The organism is Pseudomonas sivasensis (genome assembly GCF_052938085.1).
This window is the reverse complement of sequence record NZ_CP176442.1, coordinates 1,500,297-1,520,477: the sequence shown is the minus strand read 5'-3', so window position 1 is coordinate 1,520,477 and position 20,181 is coordinate 1,500,297. Positions and strand designations below refer to the sequence as shown.

Annotated in this window: 14 protein-coding genes and 1 other RNA gene; 6 read left to right on the top strand and 9 right to left on the bottom strand. The window is 60.2% G+C overall.

The window, feature by feature from the left end; all coding sequences use genetic code 11:
- The first annotated feature begins 14 nt into the window (after positions 1-14).
- Positions 15-776: a substrate-binding periplasmic protein gene (locus tag ACKZ62_RS07180; RefSeq protein ID WP_122754482.1), complete on the top strand. Its 762-nt coding sequence runs from the start codon at positions 15-17 to the stop codon at positions 774-776.
- Between the two features lie 117 nt (positions 777-893).
- On the opposite strand, the gene ACKZ62_RS07175 is transcribed toward ACKZ62_RS07180, so the two are convergent.
- Positions 894-1,826, bottom strand: coding sequence for a DMT family transporter (locus tag ACKZ62_RS07175; RefSeq protein WP_122754483.1), 933 nt, complete (start codon positions 1,824-1,826; stop codon positions 894-896).
- A 102-nt stretch (positions 1,827-1,928) separates the two neighbouring features.
- Between ACKZ62_RS07175 and ACKZ62_RS07170 the strand changes: the two genes are divergently transcribed.
- Both ACKZ62_RS07170 and ACKZ62_RS07165 read left to right on the top strand, forming a co-directional pair.
- On the top strand, positions 1,929-2,792 hold the full coding sequence (locus ACKZ62_RS07170; RefSeq protein ID WP_032887645.1) for a LysR family transcriptional regulator: 864 nt from the start codon (positions 1,929-1,931) through the stop codon (positions 2,790-2,792).
- A gap of 61 nt (positions 2,793-2,853) precedes the next feature.
- Complete coding sequence (locus ACKZ62_RS07165) at positions 2,854-3,756, top strand: DUF2167 domain-containing protein (protein ID WP_032887643.1); 903 nt, start codon at positions 2,854-2,856, stop codon at positions 3,754-3,756.
- Positions 3,757-3,822: 66 nt separating this feature from the next.
- On the opposite strand, the gene ACKZ62_RS07160 is transcribed toward ACKZ62_RS07165, so the two are convergent.
- The 8 genes from ACKZ62_RS07160 to ACKZ62_RS07125 form a co-directional block, all read right to left on the bottom strand.
- Complete coding sequence (locus ACKZ62_RS07160) at positions 3,823-4,419, bottom strand: hypothetical protein (protein ID WP_122754485.1); 597 nt, start codon at positions 4,417-4,419, stop codon at positions 3,823-3,825.
- Position 4,420: 1 nt separating this feature from the next.
- Positions 4,421-5,467, bottom strand: coding sequence for an N-acetylmuramidase family protein (locus ACKZ62_RS07155; RefSeq protein ID WP_099602951.1), 1,047 nt, complete (start codon positions 5,465-5,467; stop codon positions 4,421-4,423).
- Between the two features lie 242 nt (positions 5,468-5,709).
- Positions 5,710-5,806, bottom strand: an RNA gene (gene ffs / locus ACKZ62_RS07150) — signal recognition particle sRNA small type.
- A 237-nt stretch (positions 5,807-6,043) separates the two neighbouring features.
- A complete protein-coding gene (locus tag ACKZ62_RS07145; protein ID WP_122754486.1) occupies positions 6,044-7,210 on the bottom strand; it encodes a zinc-binding metallopeptidase family protein in 1,167 nt (388 codons plus the stop codon).
- 151 nt (positions 7,211-7,361) lie between these two features.
- The gene (gene ligA / locus ACKZ62_RS07140) at positions 7,362-9,731 is read right to left on the bottom strand and encodes an NAD-dependent DNA ligase LigA (protein ID WP_122754487.1); all 2,370 of its coding nucleotides are present in this window, start codon (positions 9,729-9,731) and stop codon (positions 7,362-7,364) included.
- A gap of 87 nt (positions 9,732-9,818) precedes the next feature.
- On the bottom strand, positions 9,819-10,682 hold the full coding sequence (gene zipA, locus ACKZ62_RS07135; RefSeq protein ID WP_032887633.1) for a cell division protein ZipA: 864 nt from the start codon (positions 10,680-10,682) through the stop codon (positions 9,819-9,821).
- Between the two features lie 258 nt (positions 10,683-10,940).
- Positions 10,941-14,429, bottom strand: coding sequence for a chromosome segregation protein SMC (smc, locus tag ACKZ62_RS07130; RefSeq protein ID WP_447096478.1), 3,489 nt, complete (start codon positions 14,427-14,429; stop codon positions 10,941-10,943).
- 2 nt (positions 14,430-14,431) lie between these two features.
- Positions 14,432-15,091, bottom strand: coding sequence for a GntR family transcriptional regulator (locus ACKZ62_RS07125; protein WP_032887629.1), 660 nt, complete (start codon positions 15,089-15,091; stop codon positions 14,432-14,434).
- Between the two features lie 280 nt (positions 15,092-15,371).
- Between ACKZ62_RS07125 and xdhA the strand changes: the two genes are divergently transcribed.
- The 3 genes from xdhA to xdhC all read left to right on the top strand — a co-directional run bounded on the left by xdhA (position 15,372) and on the right by xdhC (position 20,178).
- Positions 15,372-16,820: a xanthine dehydrogenase small subunit gene (xdhA, locus tag ACKZ62_RS07120; RefSeq protein WP_095185356.1), complete on the top strand. Its 1,449-nt coding sequence runs from the start codon at positions 15,372-15,374 to the stop codon at positions 16,818-16,820.
- The gene (gene xdhB, locus ACKZ62_RS07115) at positions 16,813-19,212 is read left to right on the top strand and encodes a xanthine dehydrogenase molybdopterin binding subunit (RefSeq protein WP_032887626.1); all 2,400 of its coding nucleotides are present in this window, start codon (positions 16,813-16,815) and stop codon (positions 19,210-19,212) included. The genes xdhA and xdhB overlap by 8 nt, the downstream gene beginning before the upstream one ends.
- A 123-nt stretch (positions 19,213-19,335) precedes the next feature.
- Complete coding sequence (gene xdhC / locus ACKZ62_RS07110) at positions 19,336-20,178, top strand: xanthine dehydrogenase accessory protein XdhC (RefSeq protein WP_099602947.1); 843 nt, start codon at positions 19,336-19,338, stop codon at positions 20,176-20,178.
- Positions 20,179-20,181: the final 3 nt, after the last annotated feature.

The window sequence follows — 20,181 nt, the reverse complement described above, 5'->3', positions numbered from 1 at the left end:
AACCCGGAGAGTGTATGCGCGTAGTCCTGGGCGCTTTATGGATGATGACCACGGCTAGCCTGGCGGCGCCTGCACCGCTGCGCTTCTCGGTTTCCGATAGTTGGGCGATGCCCATGGTGCAACTGGAGAACGGTCGGCCGACCCAGGGCATTTTGTATGACGTGATGCTGAGCCTGGCCACCCAGGTTGGTCATCCGGCACAGTTCCACGTGCTGGCCCGGGCACGCATCTCTGCGGCCATGGGACGCGGCGACATTGATGTGCGCTGTTACGTCACCCAGGCGTGGGTCGACAACCTGTCCGGCGACTACATCTGGAGCTTGCCTTTAATGATGCAGCGCAATGTGCTGGTCAGTGCGCAAAACCAGCCGGTACAGGTGCTCAAGCTGGCACCTCAGCCGATCGGCACGGTGCTCAACTATCGCTATGCCGCCCTCGACCCGCTGTTTGCCAACGGCCAACTCACCCGTGACGACGCCCATAGCGAAGAGCTGGTGCTGCACAAACTGGTGGCGGGGCGATTCAACTATGCGGTGAGCAACGAATGGATCGTCGACCGTTTCAACCAGAAAATGCCGATCAGCCAGCGGTTGCACAAGGTCGCGTTGATTGACGAGCAAAACCTCGGTTGCATCGTGCGTAACGATCCCGACGTGCCGGCGCAAAAAATCCTGCGCACCTTGTTGCGGATGAAAATGTCCGGCGAAATCGACGACATCATCAAGCTGTACACCGGCGAAAACCCGGCACCCCTGCTCGCCCCTGACAAAAACTGACAGGCGCTCCTTATAGGCTCGGGCTCTGGTCGAGCCACAGTCCAGCTTACAGCCGGCGGTGAAGTGGGCTTCTTGCTGCACGACCGATGGGTAGAACGCGGCGCCGTCCTTATCCAGTCACCGCTGGCCCTGGACTTCGATGGCCACCGTTTGCGTGCGTTTTGTCTGAACGATTGACCGCCAGCGCCCTTCCAGACTGATCGCCGCCACGCTGGCCAGCACGATCACACCGCCCATCATCACCTGCAAGGCAATGTGTTCACCCAGCAACGTCGCGGCCATCACCATCGCCACCGGCGGGATCAGGTACATCGCCACCGACGCGCGACTGACCTCCACATGCTTCAACACATAACCCCAAGCCAGATACGCCAAGGCGCTGGGAAAAATACCGAGGACCAGCACCGCGACGTTCTCCGCCAACGGCGCCTGCACCACCGCAGCAGGCAGGCCCGGCAGGTTCACGCACAGCATCAGGGTGCCCGCCCACACCATGTAGCACGCCATAGTCAGCGGACTGTAGCGGTGGGCATAGTGTTTCTGCAGGGCGAAATACACACTCCACGACACCGCCGCCAGCAGGATCAACAAGCCACGCGGGTCGATCTCACCCAGCCCCTGATCCCCCCAGATCACCACCAGCACGCCGAGCAGCCCCAGCAATACGCAGCCCCAGCGCCAAGCGCTGACCCGCTCCTTCAGGCAGAAAAACGCGATCAGCACACTGAACAGCGGCGCCGACTGCGCCAGTACGCTGGACGCCGCTGCCGTGACCCATTGCTGCCCGTAGTTGAGGCTGGTGTGGTGCAGGAACACGCCGAAGAACCCCAGCACCAACAACCACGGAAAATCCCGCAAGCGCGGACGACCGATGCCCATCACCAGTGCCACACCGCCCATGAACACCGACGCAATCAAAAACCTTAACAACGCCAATTGTCCGGGGCTGTAGCTGTGCAGCCCCATGTGCACGCCAATCGGCGAATAGGCCCAACACAGGATGACGCTGGCGATGACTAGCGTAAGCTTTGCGGGTGAAGGGTTATTCATCGACGGCGTCCAGAAACTGAGAAGGTGTGCCGTCAGTCTTCGCCCCCGTAAGGCGCAGGACAATTAACCGTTTCTGACTTCTGCAATCACTGGAACTGAGCAATGGAACTGGCCCAACTGAAAATGGTGCGAGCCGTGGCACAAACCGGCAGCGTGGCCCAAGCGGCCGTGCTGCTGCATTGCGTGCCGTCCAACATCACCACGCGCATCAAACAGCTGGAAGGCGAGCTTGGCACACCACTGTTCATCCGCGCCGGGCGTGGGCTGGCGATCAGTGCCGCCGGTGAGATTTTCCTGGAGTACTGCGAGCGCATTCTGGCGCTGGTGGATGAGTCCAAACGCGCCGTGGACGCCAGCGCCATTCCCCGTGGCACTTTGCGTATCGGCGCGGTGGAATCCAGCGCCAGCGGACGTTTGCCACCGCTGCTGGCGGAGTATCACCGGCGCTACCCGGATGTCAGCCTGGAACTGGTGACAGGCGCCTGGGGCCCGTTGCTCGACGACCTGCAACACCATCGCCTGGACGTGGCGCTCGTGGCCGCCGGCAACAAACGCTCCAAGCTCGAACACAGCGTGGTCTACAGCGAGCGCCTGGTGCTGATCGCCAGCGCATCCAGTGCACCCATCAATGGCGCCGAGGACCTCGCCGGCCGCACCCTGCTGGTCTGGCCGCCTGGCTGCCCGTATCGCGCAGCACTGGAAAACTGGGTCAAGCCGCACAACTTCAAACCGACCATTGCCAGCTATGCCAGTTGGGGCACGATCATCGGTTGCGTCAGCGCCGGGATTGGCGTGGCATTGGCGCCGGAAGGCATCCTGGCGCGCTATGAGCAGGCCAATCAGCTGGCGTCTTATCGATTTGAAGAGCTGGCGGCCGTGGATAACCTGCTGTTCTGGCACAAGGACACCCAACGCCACCTGGCACGGGATGCATTCGCGGGGCTGTTGCGGGAGACTTTCGGCTAACTCGCAACATGTTGTTTCGGTTATCCTCTTACGAAATTAATTCAAAATGTAAGGGACTACCATGAATTACTTCCGCCTGTTGTTGGCGGCGGCCGCTCTGAGCCTGCCTACCGCACCTGCCGTTGCTGCTGCCTCGCCTGCCCCCGTTGAAGCCAGTGCCCCCGCCGAAACGGCCGAGCACTTTCTGGCGTCACTTAAGCAAAAGACCGGCACCGTCACGCTGCCAAGTGGCATTGCCACCCTCAAGCTCAACGACGAATTTTATTACCTCGACCCCGCCGACACTGAGCGCTTGCTCACCGATGGCTGGGGCAACCCGCCGGGCTTCAAGACCCTGGGCATGATCGTGCCTAAAGCTGTCAGCCCACTGTCGGAGCGCGGTTGGGGCGTCATCGTCAGCTATAAGGCCGACGGGCATATTTCCGATGAAGATGCCGCAAAAATCGACTACTCCGACCTGCTCAAGCAAATGCAGGAAGAAGACGAAACAGATAACAAGGAACGCCAGAAACAAGGCTACGCCGGCCTGCATCTGGTGGGCTGGGCCGAGCCGCCGCGCTACGACGACACCACCCACAAGATGTACTGGGCCCGTGAACTGAAGGCCGACGACGCCGACCAGAACACCCTCAACTACAGCATCCGCGTGCTGGGCCGTGAGGGCGTACTGGAACTCAATGCCGTCGCGGCGATGGCCGACCTGCCGACCATCAAGCAGGAACTGCCCAAGGTCCTGGCGTTTACCAACTTCACCGACGGCAACCTCTACACCGACTTCAACCCGAAAACCGACAAGCTCGCCACTTACGGCCTAGCCGCGTTGGTTGCCGGCGGGATTGCCGCCAAGGCCGGGTTATTCGCCAAGATCGGGATCTTCCTGCTGGCCGCGAAGAAGTTTCTGGTGGTGGGTGTCGTGGCGTTGTTCGCGGTGATCCGCAAGCTGTTCAACCGCAACAAGGCCTGACCGCCGCACACAAAAACGCCGCAGCGTGCTGGACACGTTGCGGCGTTTTTGTGTGCGCGGTTCTGCTCAGTTTTTTGCAGTGGGCGCGGCCAGACGACTGTATTGATCCTGGGTGATCCAACCCTTAAACGAGCGGTCTTCAGCATTGATGAACTCAACCTGAGCCCAGCCATCCTTAAACGCCAGCACCCCTACCACATCGTTCTTGACGATATACGGACGCTTGGCCACCTTGGCGCCGGGGGTTTTCTGCAGGTAAGCCTTGTCGGCAGACACTGTGACCAGGCCGATCCACTTCTTACTGGCGGTCTGGGTCAGATCAAGGCCGGTGGCGATTTCCGGCATCAGTACGTTGATGCAGCCGGGGTGCTGACGGCCTTCTTCCACGGTCAGGGTCACACCGTCGGACGACGGCGCCACGCTGCCAGGGTAGGCGTCGTCGAGCCAAGTAATGAGCGCGTCGGGCTTACCTTGCAGGTAGAACGCACAGCTGCGCGTCACGCCCTCACCCATTGATTCCGTGTAAAAACCTTCGACCTGATGCTCCGGCGTCACTGCCAGCATCAGCCCTTCGTACTTGCCCGAATGCAGCGCGGCCGAACCAGCCATGGCAGGTGCCACGGCGCACAACGACAACACACCTATCGCGAGTAAACGGATCATCCTATTTTTTCCCTTCAAGTTTTTCGTAGGCTTTTTGCATAAGGACGTCGTAGTTGCCGTAGTCCTCACCGTTATAGTTACGCGCCATTCCAGTAAAGTCTTTGGCCTTCATGGCCTTCATCAACGCAGGGCTCTTACTGCAAAAGCCGAGGAACGCCTTTAGTTGATTACCGGCATTCACCTTTAATGCCGACGAAAACTCAAATACCGTCTTGTACCCGCACGACGCAAAGTTGAAACCCATGATCTGGAACATGCCCCACGATGCCGACATCAATGCGGCTTCCTGATCCAGGGCGAATGCGGTAGCCATGGTTTCCCAGGCCTTTGTCTGGTCCTTGTTGTTCGCCTGCCACTGCGGCCCTGCTTTTTTCTTGTAGGGGTAGGACAGCAGCGGGTGCGCCTGGTCATAGATGTGCTTGGTGTATTTGCGAAACAGGTGACCTTCAAAGGCGATCACCGGCAGCTTGGCCGGCCCGAAGCCGGAGCGCCCGCCAGATTCCACGGTGGCGAAGGCCTTGATGATATTCACCGAAATACCGCTACCCAGTTGCGTAGCGGCGTTCTGGAAGTCCGTTTCGCTAAGGGTCATGCCCCCGTCGCACGTGGCCTGGAGCATCAATTGCCGGTTACGCCGCTCGGCCTCAATCATCGCGCGCATGCGGTCCAGGTACACATTGACCGTGGCCTGCACCGCGTCGCCCTGGTTGTTGCCAAATGCGTTGAGAAAACTCGGTATACGCATCGTCGGGAAGGACTTCACCGGCACCTTCACCGCCTCTTCGATCAGGCTGTTAAACGTGCGACCGGTGGGGTCGACCACACCATCTGGATGGGCGTATTTGAGATGGCGAAACTGATACTGGCTGATGCACTGCACCAACTGACCATCGCATTTGCCGTTTTCGGCCAACGGGAAACCCATCTTGGGAATGATCAGATTGAATAAATATTGGATGCACTGCACATCGGCGGGCAAGTTGCGGGCTTTACCCGGAGCGCCTACCGAAGCACTGATAAGACGAGGTAAACCTTGCAGGCTTTTCATCACAGACATCCTTGTTAGTTAAAGAAGTGATAGCACTTCAATATCAATTCAGCGCCCTTGTCATATTCTGAAACAAGTGGCCGGCGCAAACTAACAAGGCGGTTTAGGGTTGTCCAGCGGGGGTTTGGAAAGTTGTGAAACAGCCGTCATCGACTGCGCAATAAACATCGGCAGTTGGCTGAAAATAAGAAATCTGGATTTGAATCGAAGGGGTATTGCAAGGAGGAGCGTTATGGAGGCAACCCCACCAGCCACACCCCGGCACACAATGTTCCCGCTGTGGCTGCTGCCTTCCGGCTCTGACCAGGTTCACGGGTAATCGTTGCGGGGGGACCGATGGGGTCACCATAACGACGCCTGCCTCTCGGCAAGCGGGGCCATTGTACCGATCTCATCGGAAGTTACAACCGTTGGTGAGGGATTAAAAATATGAAGGGGTTCAAGCACTTGCCATGGCCATTAGCTTCCCCGCCATCCCCTGTGGGAGGGGGCTTGCCCCCGATAGCCGTCTGCCAGCCAATAAATCAGTGACTGACCCAACGCTATCGGGGGCAAGCCCCCTCCCACATTGGTTCGTCATTGTGTCTGCAACACCTCATCCGCCCGGCCGCCCTCTTCCTGGATCACCAGGTGGATGAAGTGCAGCTTGGCGATCACCGCCGGTGGTAGCACGAACGGGTAGAAATCCGGCTGGCCCATAGCGCGCGACAGCTCATTGAGCATGCCCGCCAGTTCAATCCAGGCGTTAACGAACGACAGGAACGCCGGACCGCTGGGATGTTGGGGGTCATAAAGCGTAGTAAGGGGGAACGGCTGGTAATCCAGGTCCATCTCGCGGGCGCTCATGCCAAAGCCCAGGGCAGTGTCGACGGCGTCCATCATGTGCAAGTAATGAGCCCAGGTTTCGGCCCAGTCTTCCCAAGGGTGCATGGTGGCGTAGGCGCTGACACAGGTTTGCTGCCAGTCAGGACGCGGGCCGTTTTGGTAATGCTGGTCAAGGGCGTCGGCATAACTGGCGCGTTCGTCGCCGAACAGGGTGCGAAAGGACTCCTGCCAGTGGGTATTGGCGATCAGGCGATCCCAATAATAGTGGCCGACCTCATGGCGAAAGTGACCGAGCAAGGTGCGGTAAGGCTCGCGCATCTGCACCCGGATTTTTTCGCGGTGGGCGTCGTCGGCTTCCTTGATGTCGAGGGTGATCAAGCCGTTCGAATGGCCCGTCATCGGGGCGTTGCCTTCCAGGTCGATACCAACGAAATCGAAGGCCAGGCCGGTGTCTTCGTCAACGCTCTTGGGCACGACGCTCAGGCCCAGGCTGATCAGTTGCGCCACCAACCGGCGCTTGGCGGTTTCTACCTTGCGCCAGCGCTCATGGTTTTCCGGGATCGACAGGTCGGGGATCGTGCGGTTGAGACTACAGGCCACGCACAGCGGTGCGGTGCTGTGGGCCGGAATCAGCCAGTTGCAGGCGGCAGGCGTGTCAAGGTTGGCGCAGCGGCGAAAGGCGCCGGCGTCGAGGTTATCGTCCTGCAGCCAGGTGCCTTCGACGGGGCCGGGTTGCAGCGAGGACAAGCGACTTTGCCGGGGTTGATAGCCCAGCAGCGCCGCGCATGCCAGGCATTGGCTGTTGCGAAAGAATAGGGACTGGCCGCAACGACATTGCCAAACCTTGCTGTTGCGCGAGGATTCGGCCATGAACGGTGCGGCAATGCGCGAACTGAGTTGCTCGAAGTAGCGGAACATGGCGATCTCTTCCTGGGGTGACCAAGACTAGATCAATTCCCTTCGAAGATCGTTCCAAAAATGGGATGACATCCCTATAGGCGTCAGGCGTGCCGACGATGGCACTCCTTGGCGCGCGATCGCCGGCAAGCCGGACGCCTACAGGTGAGGGTCAACTGACTGGAATGTTGTGCGTGGCGAGAAAGGCCACGAAGGCCTCTTCGTCCAGCACCTTCAAGCCTAACTCGCTGGCCTTTGCCAGTTTCGAACCAGCACCCGGCCCGGCCACCACGCAGTGGGTTTTCGCCGAGACGGAACCGGCCACCTTGGCGCCGAGGCTTTCGAGCTTCTCCTTGGCCACGTCGCGACTCATAAGCTCCAGGGAGCCAGTGAGTACCCACGTGTGTCCGGCTTCTGGCAAGCCTTCTACGACCTTTTTCTCGCTTTGCCAGTGCATGCCGAAGTCCTTGAGCTGCTGCTCAATGGCCAAGGCGTGCTGGGCGTTGTCCGGGTTGTCGAAGAAGTCGCGCACGGCCTTGGCCTGCTTTTCGGGCAGCGCCTGGCGCATGTCCAGCCAGTCGGCCTTGATCACGCCTTCCAGGCTGCCGAACTTGTCCGCCAGCTTCTGCGCAGCGCCTGGGCCCACGGACGGTACGTGCAGCTTGTCGAGCAAGCCGCCCAAGGTGGTGTTAGCGGAGAATTCGGCGCTGAGGTCGCCCTGATCCTGCAATTGCAGGCCGCACTTCTCCGGCGACAGCAGTGCGCCAATCACTTCCTGGTTATGGCTGTCTTCAAAGAAGCTGTGGATCTCGTGCGCCACTTCAAGGCCCACGTCGGGCAAGTACGTCAGCACCGGCGGCAAGGCCTGCTGCACGCGCTCAAGGGACCCCAGCGAGCGTGCCAGCACTTTGGCGGTCTCCTCGCCCACGTCGGGGATGCCGAGCGCGTAGATAAAACGCGCGAGGGTCGGAGTCTTGCTGTTCTCGATGGCGGCGATCAGCTTCTTGCTGGAGATGTCGGCGAAGCCTTCCAGGTCGATGATCTGCTCGTACTTGAGCGTGTAGAGGTCGGCTGGCGAACCGATGAGTTTTTCATCCACCAGTTGCTCGATGGTCTTGTCACCCAGCCCATCAATGTCCATGGCCCGACGCGAGACGAAATGAATGATCGCCTGCTTGAGCTGAGCGCCACAGGCCAGGCGCCCGACGCAGCGGTACACGGCGCCTTCGCTGACGGTTTCCTTGCCCTTGCTGCGCTTGACCAGTTGAGTGCGCTCCACGTGCGAGCCGCACACCGGGCAGCTCTCGGGAACCGGTACCACGCGGGCGTCGGCCGGACGTCGCTCAAGCACTACGGACACCACTTGAGGGATCACATCCCCGGCGCGCCGGATGATCACGGTGTCGCCAATCATGACGCCCAGACGCGCCACTTCATCCATGTTGTGCAAGGTGGCGTTGGACACAGTCACACCCGCGACCTTGACGGGCTTCAGACGCGCTACCGGGGTGACGGCGCCGGTGCGGCCGACCTGAAATTCCACGTCGAGCAGCTCAGTGAGTTCTTCCATCGCCGGGAATTTGTGGGCGATGGCCCAGCGCGGCTCACGGGCGCGGAAGCCCAATTCACGCTGAGCAGCAATGCTGTTGACCTTGAAGACAACGCCGTCGATCTCATAGGGCAGGCTGTTACGCCGCTCGCCGATATCGCGGTAGTAATCCAGGCAATCCTGAATACCCTTGGCCAGCTTCAGCTCATGGCTGATGGGCATGCCCCATTTTTGCAACTGCTGCAGGTTCCCGATGTGGGTATCGCTGATGTCAGCCGTTACCTGGCCAATGCCATAGCAGCAGAATTCCAGCGGGCGGCTGGCGGTGATTTTCGAATCCAACTGACGCAGACTGCCGGCGGCGGCATTGCGCGGGTTGGCGAAGGTCTTGCCGCCGACTTCCAGTTGCGAGGCATTGAGCCGTTCGAAGCCGGCCTTGGACATAAAGACTTCGCCACGCACCTCCAAGGTCGCCGGCCAGCCGCTGCCGTGCAGTTTCAAAGGGATATTGCGCACGGTGCGCACGTTGACGCTGATGTCTTCGCCAGTGGTGCCGTCACCTCGGGTGGCACCGCGCACCAACTCACCGTCCTGATACAGCAGGCTGACCGCCAGGCCGTCCAGTTTGGGTTCGCAGCTGTACTCCACCTCGGCACCAGCGCCAAAAAGGTCGCCCACCGGCAAGTCCAGGCCTTCAGTCACCCGGCGATCAAACTCTAACATCGTGGTTTCATCAAAGGCGTTGCCCAGGCTGAGCATCGGGATCTCGTGCTTGACCTGAGTGAACGCCGACAACGCCGCGCTGCCGACCCGCTGCGTCGGCGAATCCCGTGTGACCAGTTCCGGATGCTCAGCTTCCAGAGCCTTGAGCTCGTGGAACAGCCGATCGTACTCGGCGTCCGGAATACTCGGCTCGTCGAGGACGTGGTAACGGTAGTTGTGCTGATCCAGTTCAGCGCGCAGTTCGAGGATGCGGGTGTGGGCGGCGGTCATGGGTGTTCTCTCATAAAGCAAAAGAGCAGCCGAAGCTGCTCAAATGTTGGTGCGCTTAATTCTATCGACAACGCTTGAAGCCAAACCTCAGCGTTTCTGTGTCAGGGCGCGACGCTCGAATTCGACGATGCGCTGACGGTAGTGTTCGATGGTCTGGGCGGTCAGGACGCTACGTTGGTCGTCCTTCAGTTCGCCGTTCAACTCCTGGGAGAGCTTGCGGGCTGCAGCCACCATCACATCGAACGCTTGTTTCGGGTGACGCGGGCCTGGCAGGCCAAGGAAGAAGCTCACCGCTGGAGTGCTGAACAGGTCGATGTCGTCCAGGTCGAAGGTGCCGGGCTTGACTGCGTTGGCCATGGAGAACAGCACTTCGCCGTTGCCTGCCATGCTTTCGTGGCGATGGAAAATATCCATCTCGCCAAAGCGCAGGCCGCTTTCGAGGATGTTCTGCAAAAGAGCCGGGCCTTTGAAGCCGGCGGCGTCGCGGCAGATCACGCTGATCACCAGCACTTCTTCAGCAGCAGGCTGATCGTTAACCGATTGGCGCGGCGCGTTCTTGCCAACGTTTTCGTCCGGGAAGTCATCGTCACGGCTGCTGAAACTCGGGCCTTCGTCGACGTCGAGGTTCAGGTCGCCCTGATGGGGCTCGGCCACGGCGGCATTGGCGCGCTTGCCACGTTTGGAAGACGGTTCACGGGCTTCACGCAACGGCGCGCTCATCGACGGCAAGTCGTGCTCGTCCAGTTGCGGCTCTTTATGCGTGTCCAGCACACGGGGCGGCCCCAGCAGCTCTGCGCTGCCGTCGTCGTCAGGCAAGTTGGACAGGTTGCGGTCCAGACGGAATTTGAGCTTGCCCTTGCCACCGCGCATGCGGCGCCAGCCATCAAAAAGAATACCGGCAATGACAATAATGCCGATGACGATCAGCCACTCGCGCAGACCGATTTCCATGTAATCCCGTGCCTCTAATAAAAAATGCTGAAAAATAAGGGGTTTAGCACCGTGCAAACCGCTTTAAAACGTGGCGCCAACTCTATGTTCTGACTGACGTTTTGCCCACGCACACGAAAAATTGACATTAAACTAGCACGACCAAAGATAACTTTACACCGTCTGTCAAAATGCCTTGAACAAATATGTCCATTTGCCACTTTCACTTGACCGGTAAATCACCTGACATCGCATGAAAACTATCTCTCATGGCGCAGCTCAGGATTCCACCATCGCCATCGCTTCTTCGACATCCACTGCGACCAAACGCGAACAGCCCGGTTCATGCATCGTCACACCCATCAACTGATCAGCCATTTCCATGGCGATCTTGTTGTGGGTGATATAGATGAACTGCACGGTCTGGGACATCTCTTTGACCAGTCGTGCATAGCGTCCAACGTTAGCGTCATCCAATGGAGCGTCAACTTCGTCGAGCATACAGAACGGCGCCGGGTTCAATTTGAAGATGGCAAATACCAGGGCCAATGCGGTCAGGGCTTTTTCGCCACCGGACAACAAATGAATGGTGCTGTTCTTCTTGCCTGGAGGCCGCGCCATGATCGTTACCCCTGTATCGAGTAGATCTTCGCCCGTCAGTTCCAAGTAAGCGCTGCCACCGCCGAAAACTTTCGGGAATAACGCCTGTAAACCGCTATTAATCTGATCAAAGGTATCTTTGAAGCGATTACGGGTTTCCTTGTCGATCTTGCGGATCACGTTTTCCAACGTATCCAGGGCTTCGACCAGGTCGGCGTCCTGGGCATCCAGATAACGTTTACGCTCGGACTGCTGCTGATATTCATCGATGGCCGCGAGGTTGATCGCGCCCAGGCGTTGTATACGTGCAGCAATCCGCTCAAGTTCTTCCTCGGCTTCTTTCTCGTTGGCCTGGGAGGTCAGGGTGTTGAGCACGCCGTGCAGGTCGTAGCCGTCTTCCAGCAATTGGTCTTGCAAGGTTTTGCGGCGCACGGTCAAGGCTTGCCATTCCATACGCTGTTGTTCGAGTTGGCCGCGAATCAATTGGGATTGCTGCTCGGCCTGGGTTCGGCGTTTTTCCGCGTCGCGCAATTCGCGGTCGGCGTCTTCCAGGGCGATCTGCGCGGTCTTGAGTTCTTCGTCGACGGTCATGCGCTTGTCGAGCAATTCTTCCAGCTTGAGGCGCAGCTCTTCCAACGGCGCTTCGCCCTCCTCCAGATTGAGGCTCAGTTGCTCGCGCTTTTCGGTGAGGCGTTCGGATTGCATCTCCAGGCGTTCAAGGGCCTGGCGTGTGGAATCATGCTGGGCGCGCAGCGAGCCGAGGCGTACCGCCAATTGGTGCGCGTGATCCTTGTGCTGCCGCGCTTCCTGGCGCACGCGGTCAAGGCGTTCGCGCAAGCTGTCGCGCTGGGCCAGTAGCAGTTCGCGCTGCTCGGTATCGAGGGCCATGCTGTCGAGCGCCTCCTGCAGGTGCAGGCGCGCTTCGCCGATCTGTTCATGTTCCAGGGCGCGTTGCTCGCCCATCTCGGCGACTTCTTCATCAAGACGGGTACGGCGCAGGGTCAGTTGTTCGGCCTTGGCTTTGCTCGCCGACAGTTGCGCCTTCAACTCGCCTTGCTGACGCGCTTCGTCCTGCAACAGACGGCGCAGGTGTTCGCGGCCGGTCTCTTGCTGGCGCTGGGTGGCGCGCAGGGTTTGCAGTTCGGTTTCCAGGCTTTCGAGGGTCGCTTCACGCTCTTCGCGCTCAGCGATCAGGTTGACGATTTCCTGGCCACGGGCCAGAACGCCACTTTCCGCTTCACTGGCGCGGCGAACCCGCAAAAAGTGCCGGCCGACCCAATAGCCATCGCGGCTGATCAGGCTTTCGCCGGCTGCCAATTGACCGCGCTGGGCCAGGGCCTGCTCCAGGGAATCCACCGGTTTGACTTGGCCCAACCACGGCGACAGGTCAATGGCGGCCTCGACCTTATCCAGCAGGCTGCCCGGCACCCGCGCACCATCGGCGGCGGGGCTGAGCAAACGCAGATCGCCTTGGGCAAACCCGGCCAGGTCGAAACCGCCAAAGTCATCCACCAGCACTGCTTGAAGATCGGCACCGAGCACGGTTTCCACTGCCAATTCCCAGCCGGCTTCGACCTTCAGGCCTTCCGCCAAGCGTGGCCGCTCGGCCAAATGCTGGTCGCGCAACCATTCGGCGGTGCCGGTACCTGGGTCCAACGCCGCTTGCTGCAAGGCTTCAAGGGATGCCAGCCGACCATTGAGCCGCTGCAAATCGCACTGTGCCTGCTGCTGGGCCTGGGTCGCCTGTTGCAACTGCTGACGCAATTGTTCAAGGCGCTCTACTTGCTGTTCTTCGCTGGCTTCCAGCTCTTCCAGCGTCATTTCGCTTTCGGCCAGTTGCTCGCTGAGGTCCATGATCGCGGCGTCTTCCGGATCAGCGGCGAGCAATACGCGCTCTTCCTGCAAGCGGCGCTGGCGCTCGGCCAGTCGCTCCATGCTGGTTTCCAGTTGCTGGATGCGCGACTGCTGCACCTCGGCCTGGCGACGCGGCTCGGCGGATTGCAGGTTGAAAGCGTCCCACTGTTCCTGCCAGCCATGCATGGTGGTTTCAGATTCTTCCAGGGCGGCGGCGGCTTCTTCGGCGGCGGCGCTGGTGATTTCCTGCTCTGGGGTGAGCATGTCCAGCTCTTCGCCCAGGGTCAGCAGCAAAGTGCGGTCATGGCCCAGGTGAGATTCGGTCTCCAGACGCGCGCGTTCGGCTTCCTTCAGATCGTCCTGCAATTGGCGCAGGCGCTGCTGGCCGTGCTGGATGCTCTGCTCGACACGGGCGATGTCGCCGCCTACCGAATAGAAGCGGCCTTGCACCAGATTGAAGCGTTCGGACAGATCATGGTGCCCGTCGCGCAGACGCTCGATGCTGGCGTCGGCGTTACGCTGCTCCGCCACCAAGGCTTCAAAACTGATTTCCTGGGTACCGATGATCGCTTCGCGCTGCCCCACTTGCTCATTCAGCGCCTGCCAGCGCAGGGCCGAGAGTTGTGCCTTGAGCTGGCGTTCTTCGCCCTTGTATTCCTGGTATTTCTCGGCCGCCTGGGCCTGGCGGTGCAGGCGCTCCAACTGGCGCTCCAGCTCGTCGCGCAGGTCGGTGAGGCGGGCAAGGTTTTCGTGGGTACGGCGGATGCGGTTTTCGGTTTCGCGGCGGCGCTCTTTGTACTTGGAGATGCCGGCCGCTTCTTCAATAAAGTTACGCAGGTCTTCGGGCTTGGCTTCGATCAGCTTGGAGATCATGCCCTGCTCAATGATCGAGTAGCTGCGCGGGCCCAGGCCGGTGCCAAGGAAAATATCGGTGATGTCACGTCGACGGCACTTGGTGCCGTTGAGGAAGTAGCTGTTCTGGCTGTCGCGCGTGACTTTGCGGCGGATGGAAATTTCCGCGTAGGCCGCGTACTCGCCGATCAAGGTGCCGTCGGAGTTATCGAACACCAACTCGATGCTGGCCTGGCTCACCGGCTTGCGGCTGGTGGAGCCGTTGAAGATGACGTCGGTCATCGACTCGCCGCGCAGGTTTTTTGCCGAGCTCTCGCCCATCACCCAACGGACGGCGTCGATGATGTTCGACTTGCCGCAACCATTGGGCCCGACCACCGCCGCCATGTTACTGGGGAAGTTCACCGTGGTCGGGTCGACGAAGGATTTGAACCCCGCCAGTTTGATGCACTTGAGCCGCACGCTTAGCCGTCCGCCAACGCTGCGATGACCAACGAGCTGCTGCGCTGGCAGTAGGCCGACAGCACCAGGCGAATCTGCGGCACGTCACGGGCCAGTACGGCGGCGAGCAGTTGCTCGAACAGCGCCAGGTACTCGCTCATGGAGGCCTTGCGCTGATCCAGGGCGAGGTAATAAGCGCGGTTCATCGCCGGCTGCAGGTTCTCGACGGTTTCCTGCAGGTACGGGTTGTTGGCAAAGGGGTACGCGGCGCGCATCACGTTAAAGCATTCTTCGACGAAGGCGCGGATGTCCTCACGCTCGAAATTGGTCACCAGGCGCTGCTGGATCTGCACGAACGGCGCCATGTCGGCCTGGGTCTGCCAGCCTTCGGCGACGGCATTGCCGAGCAGGATGTACAGCTCGCTCATCAGCGTGCACAGGCTCTGCACCTTGTGCGCGGTGAGCTCGGTCACGTGGGCACCACGGCGCGGCAGGATCGCGATGAGGTGGCGCCGTTCGAGGATCAGCAAGGCTTCGCGCACGGAACCACGGCTGACATTGAGTGCCAGCGTGACTTTCTGTTCCTGGATGCGCTCACCAGGCTTGAGATCGCCGCGAATAATGCGTTCGGCGAGGTGGTGAGCGATTTGCTCGGCGAGACTGTCCGGCGCCTTGAACGTCATGTTTTCCCTTCAAAATCTTCTATCGGTACAAGCGCGGCAGTGTAGCGCATTGGCTGGCTGATGGCGCTACGCCCACCGTGGCGAATTTGGCATGAAATAAGCAGCGGTTGAGCAGCGTAAGCCCGCAAAAACGCCGGTTCCAAAAGACTGGACCATAATTGAGAGTGTTGCGATCGCATTTTCTTGACCTGCCGGTCAGAAAATCATTGACCGAAAAGTCAGACATGACTAGATTCGGCGAAAAGCGGTTAACAACAATAATGAGTCTGCGAGGCCTTCCGTGATCCAGTTTTTACTCAACCAGGAACTCCGTAGCGAGCACGCCCTGGACCCCAACCTGACCGTGCTCAACTATCTGCGTGAGCACGTGGGCAAATCCGGTACCAAGGAAGGCTGCGCCAGCGGCGACTGCGGTGCGTGCACCGTGGTGGTCGGCGAGCTGCATCGCGACGATCAAGGCGTCGAGCAGATTCGTTATCGCAGCCTTAACTCGTGCCTGACCTTTGTGTCGTCGCTGCACGGCAAACAACTGATCAGCGTCGAAGACCTCAAGCACCAAGGCCAACTGCACAGCGTGCAGCAAGCCATGGTTGAGTGCCACGGTTCGCAATGCGGCTTTTGCACCCCAGGGTTTGTGATGTCGCTGTTCGCCTTGCAAAAGAACAGCGACGCTCCCGACAGCCAGAAAGCCCATGAAGCCCTGGCCGGCAACCTGTGCCGCTGCACCGGCTACCGCCCGATTCTTGCGGCCGCCGAACAGGCCTGCTGCAACAAGCCCCAGGATCAGTTCGACAGCCGCCAGGCCGAGACCATTGCACGCCTCAAAGCCATCGCGCCGACCCAAACGGGCGAGCTCAACAGCGGCGACAAACGCTGCCTGGTGCCGCTGACCGTGGCCGACCTGGCCGACCTCTATGACGCCTACCCCCAAGCCCGCCTGCTGGCCGGCGGCACAGACCTGGCGCTGGAAGTCACCCAGTTTCACCGCACACTGCCAGTGATGATTTACGTCGGCAATATTGAAGAAATGAAGCGCGTCGAATCGTTCGACGACCGCCTGGAAATAGGCGCCGCCACCGCCCTCTCCGACTGCTACACCGCACTGCATCACGAATACCCGGACTTCGGTGAGCTGCTGCACCGCTTCGCCTCTCTGCAAATCCGCAACCAGGGCACGTTGGGCGGCAATATCGGTAACGCCTCACCCATCGGCGACTCACCGCCACTGCTGATCGCCCTGGGCGCGCAGATCGTGCTGTGCAAGGGCGACGTACGCCGCACTCTGGCCCTGGAAGACTACTTCATCGACTACCGCGTGACCGCCCGCCAGGACAGTGAATTCATCGAGAAAATCATCGTACCCAAGGGCCATACGCTGTTCCGTGCGTATAAGGTTTCCAAGCGCCTGGACGATGACATTTCCGCCGTCTGCGCAGCCTTCAATCTGAAGATCGACAACGGCGTAATTCGTGAGGCACGCGTCGCGTTCGGCGGCATGGCCGCGACACCAAAACGCGCGAAAAACTGCGAAGCCGCATTGGTCGGCGCCACTTGGAACGCCGCCACCGTGGAGAAAGCCTGCGCCGCCCTGGCCCAGGATTTCACGCCGCTGTCGGACTTCCGCGCCAGCAAGGAATATCGCCTGCTCAGCGCGCAGAACCTGCTGCGTAAATACTTCATCGAACTGCAAACGCCGCACATCGAGACTCGGGTGACCGCTTATGTCTAACCATCACGCCGTGGAAAAAACCCAGGCCGAACTCGCCGAGCTGTTCGCCCAGGACCTGACCTCCGGAGTCGGTCGCAGCGTCAAGCATGACAGCGCCGCCAAGCACGTCAGCGGTGAGGCGCAGTACATCGATGACCGCCTGGAATTCCCCAACCAGTTGCACCTGTATGCGCGCATGTCTGACCGCGCCCACGCTCGAATCATCAGCATCGACACCGCGCCCTGCTACGCCTTCGAAGGTGTGCGCATCGCTATCACTCACGAAGACGTACCGGGCCTGAAAGACATCGGCCCGCTGATGCCCGGCGACCCGCTGCTGGCCATCGACACCGTGCAGTTCGTTGGCCAAGTGGTACTGGCGGTTGCCGCCCGTGACCTGGACACCGCACGCAAAGCCGCCATGGCCGCCGTGATCGAATACGAAGACCTGGAACCGGTGCTGGACGTGGTCGAGGCCTACCGCAAAAAACACTTTGTGCTCGACAGTCATACCCATCAACGCGGCGATTCGGCAGGCGCACTGGCAACGGCGAAAAACCGTATCCAGGGCACTCTGCACATCGGCGGCCAGGAACACTTCTACCTGGAAACCCAGATCTCGTCGGTGATGCCCACCGAAGACGGCGGCATGATCGTCTACTGCTCCACACAAAACCCCACCGAAGTGCAGAAACTGGTAGCCGAAGTACTCGATGTGTCGATGAACAAAATCGTCGTCGACATGCGCCGCATGGGCGGTGGTTTCGGTGGCAAGGAAACCCAGGCCGCCAGCCCCGCCTGCCTGTGCGCAGTGGTGGCGCGCCTCACCGGCCAGCCGACCAAAATGCGCCTGCCGCGCGTGGAAGACATGCTGATGACCGGCAAGCGCCACCCCTTCTATATCGAATACGACGTGGGCTTCGACGACAGCGGCCGCCTGCACGGGATCAACCTGGAGCTGGCCGGCAACTGCGGCTGCTCGCCGGACCTGTCCAACTCGATTGTCGACCGTGCCATGTTCCACTCCGACAACTCGTATTACTTGGGCGATGCCACGGTCAACGGCCATCGCTGCAAGACCAATACCGCGTCCAACACGGCTTACCGTGGCTTCGGCGGGCCCCAAGGTATGGTCGCTATCGAAGAAGTGATGGACGCCATCGCCCGCCATCTGGCGCTGGACCCGCTGGCGGTGCGCAAGGCCAACTACTATGGCAAGACCGAGCGCAACGTCACCCACTACTACCAGACCGTCGAGCACAACATGCTCGAAGAGATGACCGCCGAACTGGAGGCCAGCAGCCAATACGCCGAGCGGCGCGAAGCGATTCGCCTGTACAACGCCCACAGCCCGATCCTGAAGAAAGGCCTGGCGCTGACACCGGTGAAGTTCGGCATCTCGTTCACCGCCAGCTTTCTGAACCAGGCCGGTGCGCTGATCCATATTTACACCGACGGCAGTATCCACCTGAACCACGGCGGCACCGAGATGGGCCAGGGTTTGAACATTAAGGTGGCGCAAGTAGTGGCCGAAGTGTTCCAGGTGGAAATCGACCGCGTGCAAATCACCGCCACCAACACCGACAAGGTGCCCAACACCTCGCCGACCGCCGCTTCCAGCGGCGCGGACCTGAACGGCAAAGCCGCGCAGAATGCCGCCGAAACCATCAAGCAACGGTTGGTGGAATTTGCGGCGCGCAAATACGACGTGAGCGAGGCGGACGTTGAATTCCACAACGGCCATGTGCGCGTGCGTGACCAGATCCTGACCTTTGAGGCACTGATCCAGCAGGCCTACTTCGCTCAGGTGTCGCTGTCGAGCACCGGCTTCTACAAGACCCCGAAAATCTTCTACGACCGCAGCCAGTCACGCGGGCGGCCGTTCTATTACTTCGCCTTCGGCGCAGCCTGCTGCGAAGTGATCGTCGACACCCTGACCGGCGAATACAAAATGCTGCGCACCGACATCCTGCATGACGTAGGCGCCTCGCTGAACCCGGCCATCGACATCGGCCAGGTGGAGGGCGGCTTTATCCAGGGCATGGGTTGGCTGACCATGGAAGAGCTGGTGTGGAACAACAAGGGCAAGCTGATGACCAACGGCCCAGCCAGCTACAAGATCCCGGCGGTGGCGGACATGCCGTTGGATCTGCGGGTGAAGCTGGTAGAAAACCGCAAAAATCCGGAAGACACGGTGTTCCATTCCAAGGCCGTGGGTGAACCGCCGTTCATGCTCGGGATTGCCTCGTGGTGCGCGATCAAGGATGCGGTGGCGAGTCTGGGTGACTATCGCCATCAGCCGAAAATCGATGCGCCAGCGACGCCGGAGCGAGTGTTGTGGGGGTGTGAGCAGATGCGCAAGTTGGCTGCTGCGAAGGTAGTTGAGGCTGATACCGAGATGGCTTCGCTCTAGACCGAGGCGCTGCCATCGGGGGTAAGCCCCACTCCCACATTTTGATCTGTGATTACTTTCAAATGTGGGAGGGGGCTTGCCCCCGATAGCGGCCTGACTGACAACAGTAATGTTGAGGTAAACATGAACAACTGGATCAGCGCCCTCGCCGACCTGCAAAACAGAGGCGAACCCTGCGTACTGGTGACCATCATCGAAGAACTCGGCTCCACGCCGCGCAATGCTGGTTCGAAGATGGTGATCAGCGCCGCGCAGACCTTCGACACCATCGGTGGCGGGCACCTGGAATACAAGGCCATGCAGATCGCCCGCGACATGCTCGCGCGCGGCCAGCAAAACACTCATTTGGAGCGCTTCAGCCTCGGCGCCAGCCTGGGCCAGTGCTGCGGTGGCGTCACCGTGTTGCTGTTTGAACCCATGGGCCAGGTGCAGGCGCAGATTGCGGTATTTGGCGCAGGCCACGTCGGCCGCGCGCTGGTGCCCTTGTTGGCGAGCCTGCCGTGCCGGGTACGCTGGATCGATTCCCGCGATCAGGAGTTCCCGGAACATATCCCCCAGGGCGTGCGTAAAATCGTCAGCGAAGAACCTGTCGACGAAATTGCTGACTTGCCGGCGGGCAGTTATTGCATCGTCATGACCCACAATCACGCGCTGGACCTGGAACTCACCGCCGCCCTGCTCAAGCGCAATGACTTCGCCTACTTCGGCCTGATTGGCTCCAAGACTAAGCGCGTCAAGTTTGAACACCGCCTGCGTGACCGTGGCTTCGACGCCGCGCAGTTGCAACGCATGCGCTGCCCCATGGGCCTGACCGAGGTGAAGGGCAAATTACCGGTAGAAATCGCCATCTCCATCGCCGGCGAAATCATCGCCACCTATAACGCTAATTTCGGCCAGCACACCGCGAGCGCCGAACCCATTGCCAAATTGCTGCCGGTGTCACGCCGCAGCCAAGCCACGAATTGAGAT

Excerpts from the sequence above, each read along its gene's own strand:
- ACKZ62_RS07175 (WP_122754483.1), bottom strand. The coding sequence starts at position 1,826 with ATGAATAACCCTTCACCCGCAAAGCTTACGCTAGTCATCGCCAGCGTC.
- zipA (WP_032887633.1), bottom strand. The coding sequence starts at position 10,682 with ATGGAAATCGGTCTGCGCGAGTGGCTGATCGTCATCGGCATTATTGTC.
- ACKZ62_RS07155 (WP_099602951.1), bottom strand. The coding sequence starts at position 5,467 with ATGAAAAGCCTGCAAGGTTTACCTCGTCTTATCAGTGCTTCGGTAGGC.
- ACKZ62_RS07180 (WP_122754482.1), top strand. The coding sequence starts at position 15 with ATGCGCGTAGTCCTGGGCGCTTTATGGATGATGACCACGGCTAGCCTG.
- ACKZ62_RS07125 (WP_032887629.1), bottom strand. The coding sequence starts at position 15,091 with ATGACGTTCAAGGCGCCGGACAGTCTCGCCGAGCAAATCGCTCACCAC.
- xdhC (WP_099602947.1), top strand. The coding sequence starts at position 19,336 with ATGAACAACTGGATCAGCGCCCTCGCCGACCTGCAAAACAGAGGCGAA.
- ACKZ62_RS07170 (WP_032887645.1), top strand. The coding sequence starts at position 1,929 with ATGGAACTGGCCCAACTGAAAATGGTGCGAGCCGTGGCACAAACCGGC.
- ACKZ62_RS07160 (WP_122754485.1), bottom strand. The coding sequence starts at position 4,419 with ATGATCCGTTTACTCGCGATAGGTGTGTTGTCGTTGTGCGCCGTGGCA.
- xdhB (WP_032887626.1), top strand. The coding sequence starts at position 16,813 with ATGTCTAACCATCACGCCGTGGAAAAAACCCAGGCCGAACTCGCCGAG.
- ACKZ62_RS07145 (WP_122754486.1), bottom strand. The coding sequence starts at position 7,210 with ATGTTCCGCTACTTCGAGCAACTCAGTTCGCGCATTGCCGCACCGTTC.
- ligA (WP_122754487.1), bottom strand. The coding sequence starts at position 9,731 with ATGACCGCCGCCCACACCCGCATCCTCGAACTGCGCGCTGAACTGGAT.
- ACKZ62_RS07165 (WP_032887643.1), top strand. The coding sequence starts at position 2,854 with ATGAATTACTTCCGCCTGTTGTTGGCGGCGGCCGCTCTGAGCCTGCCT.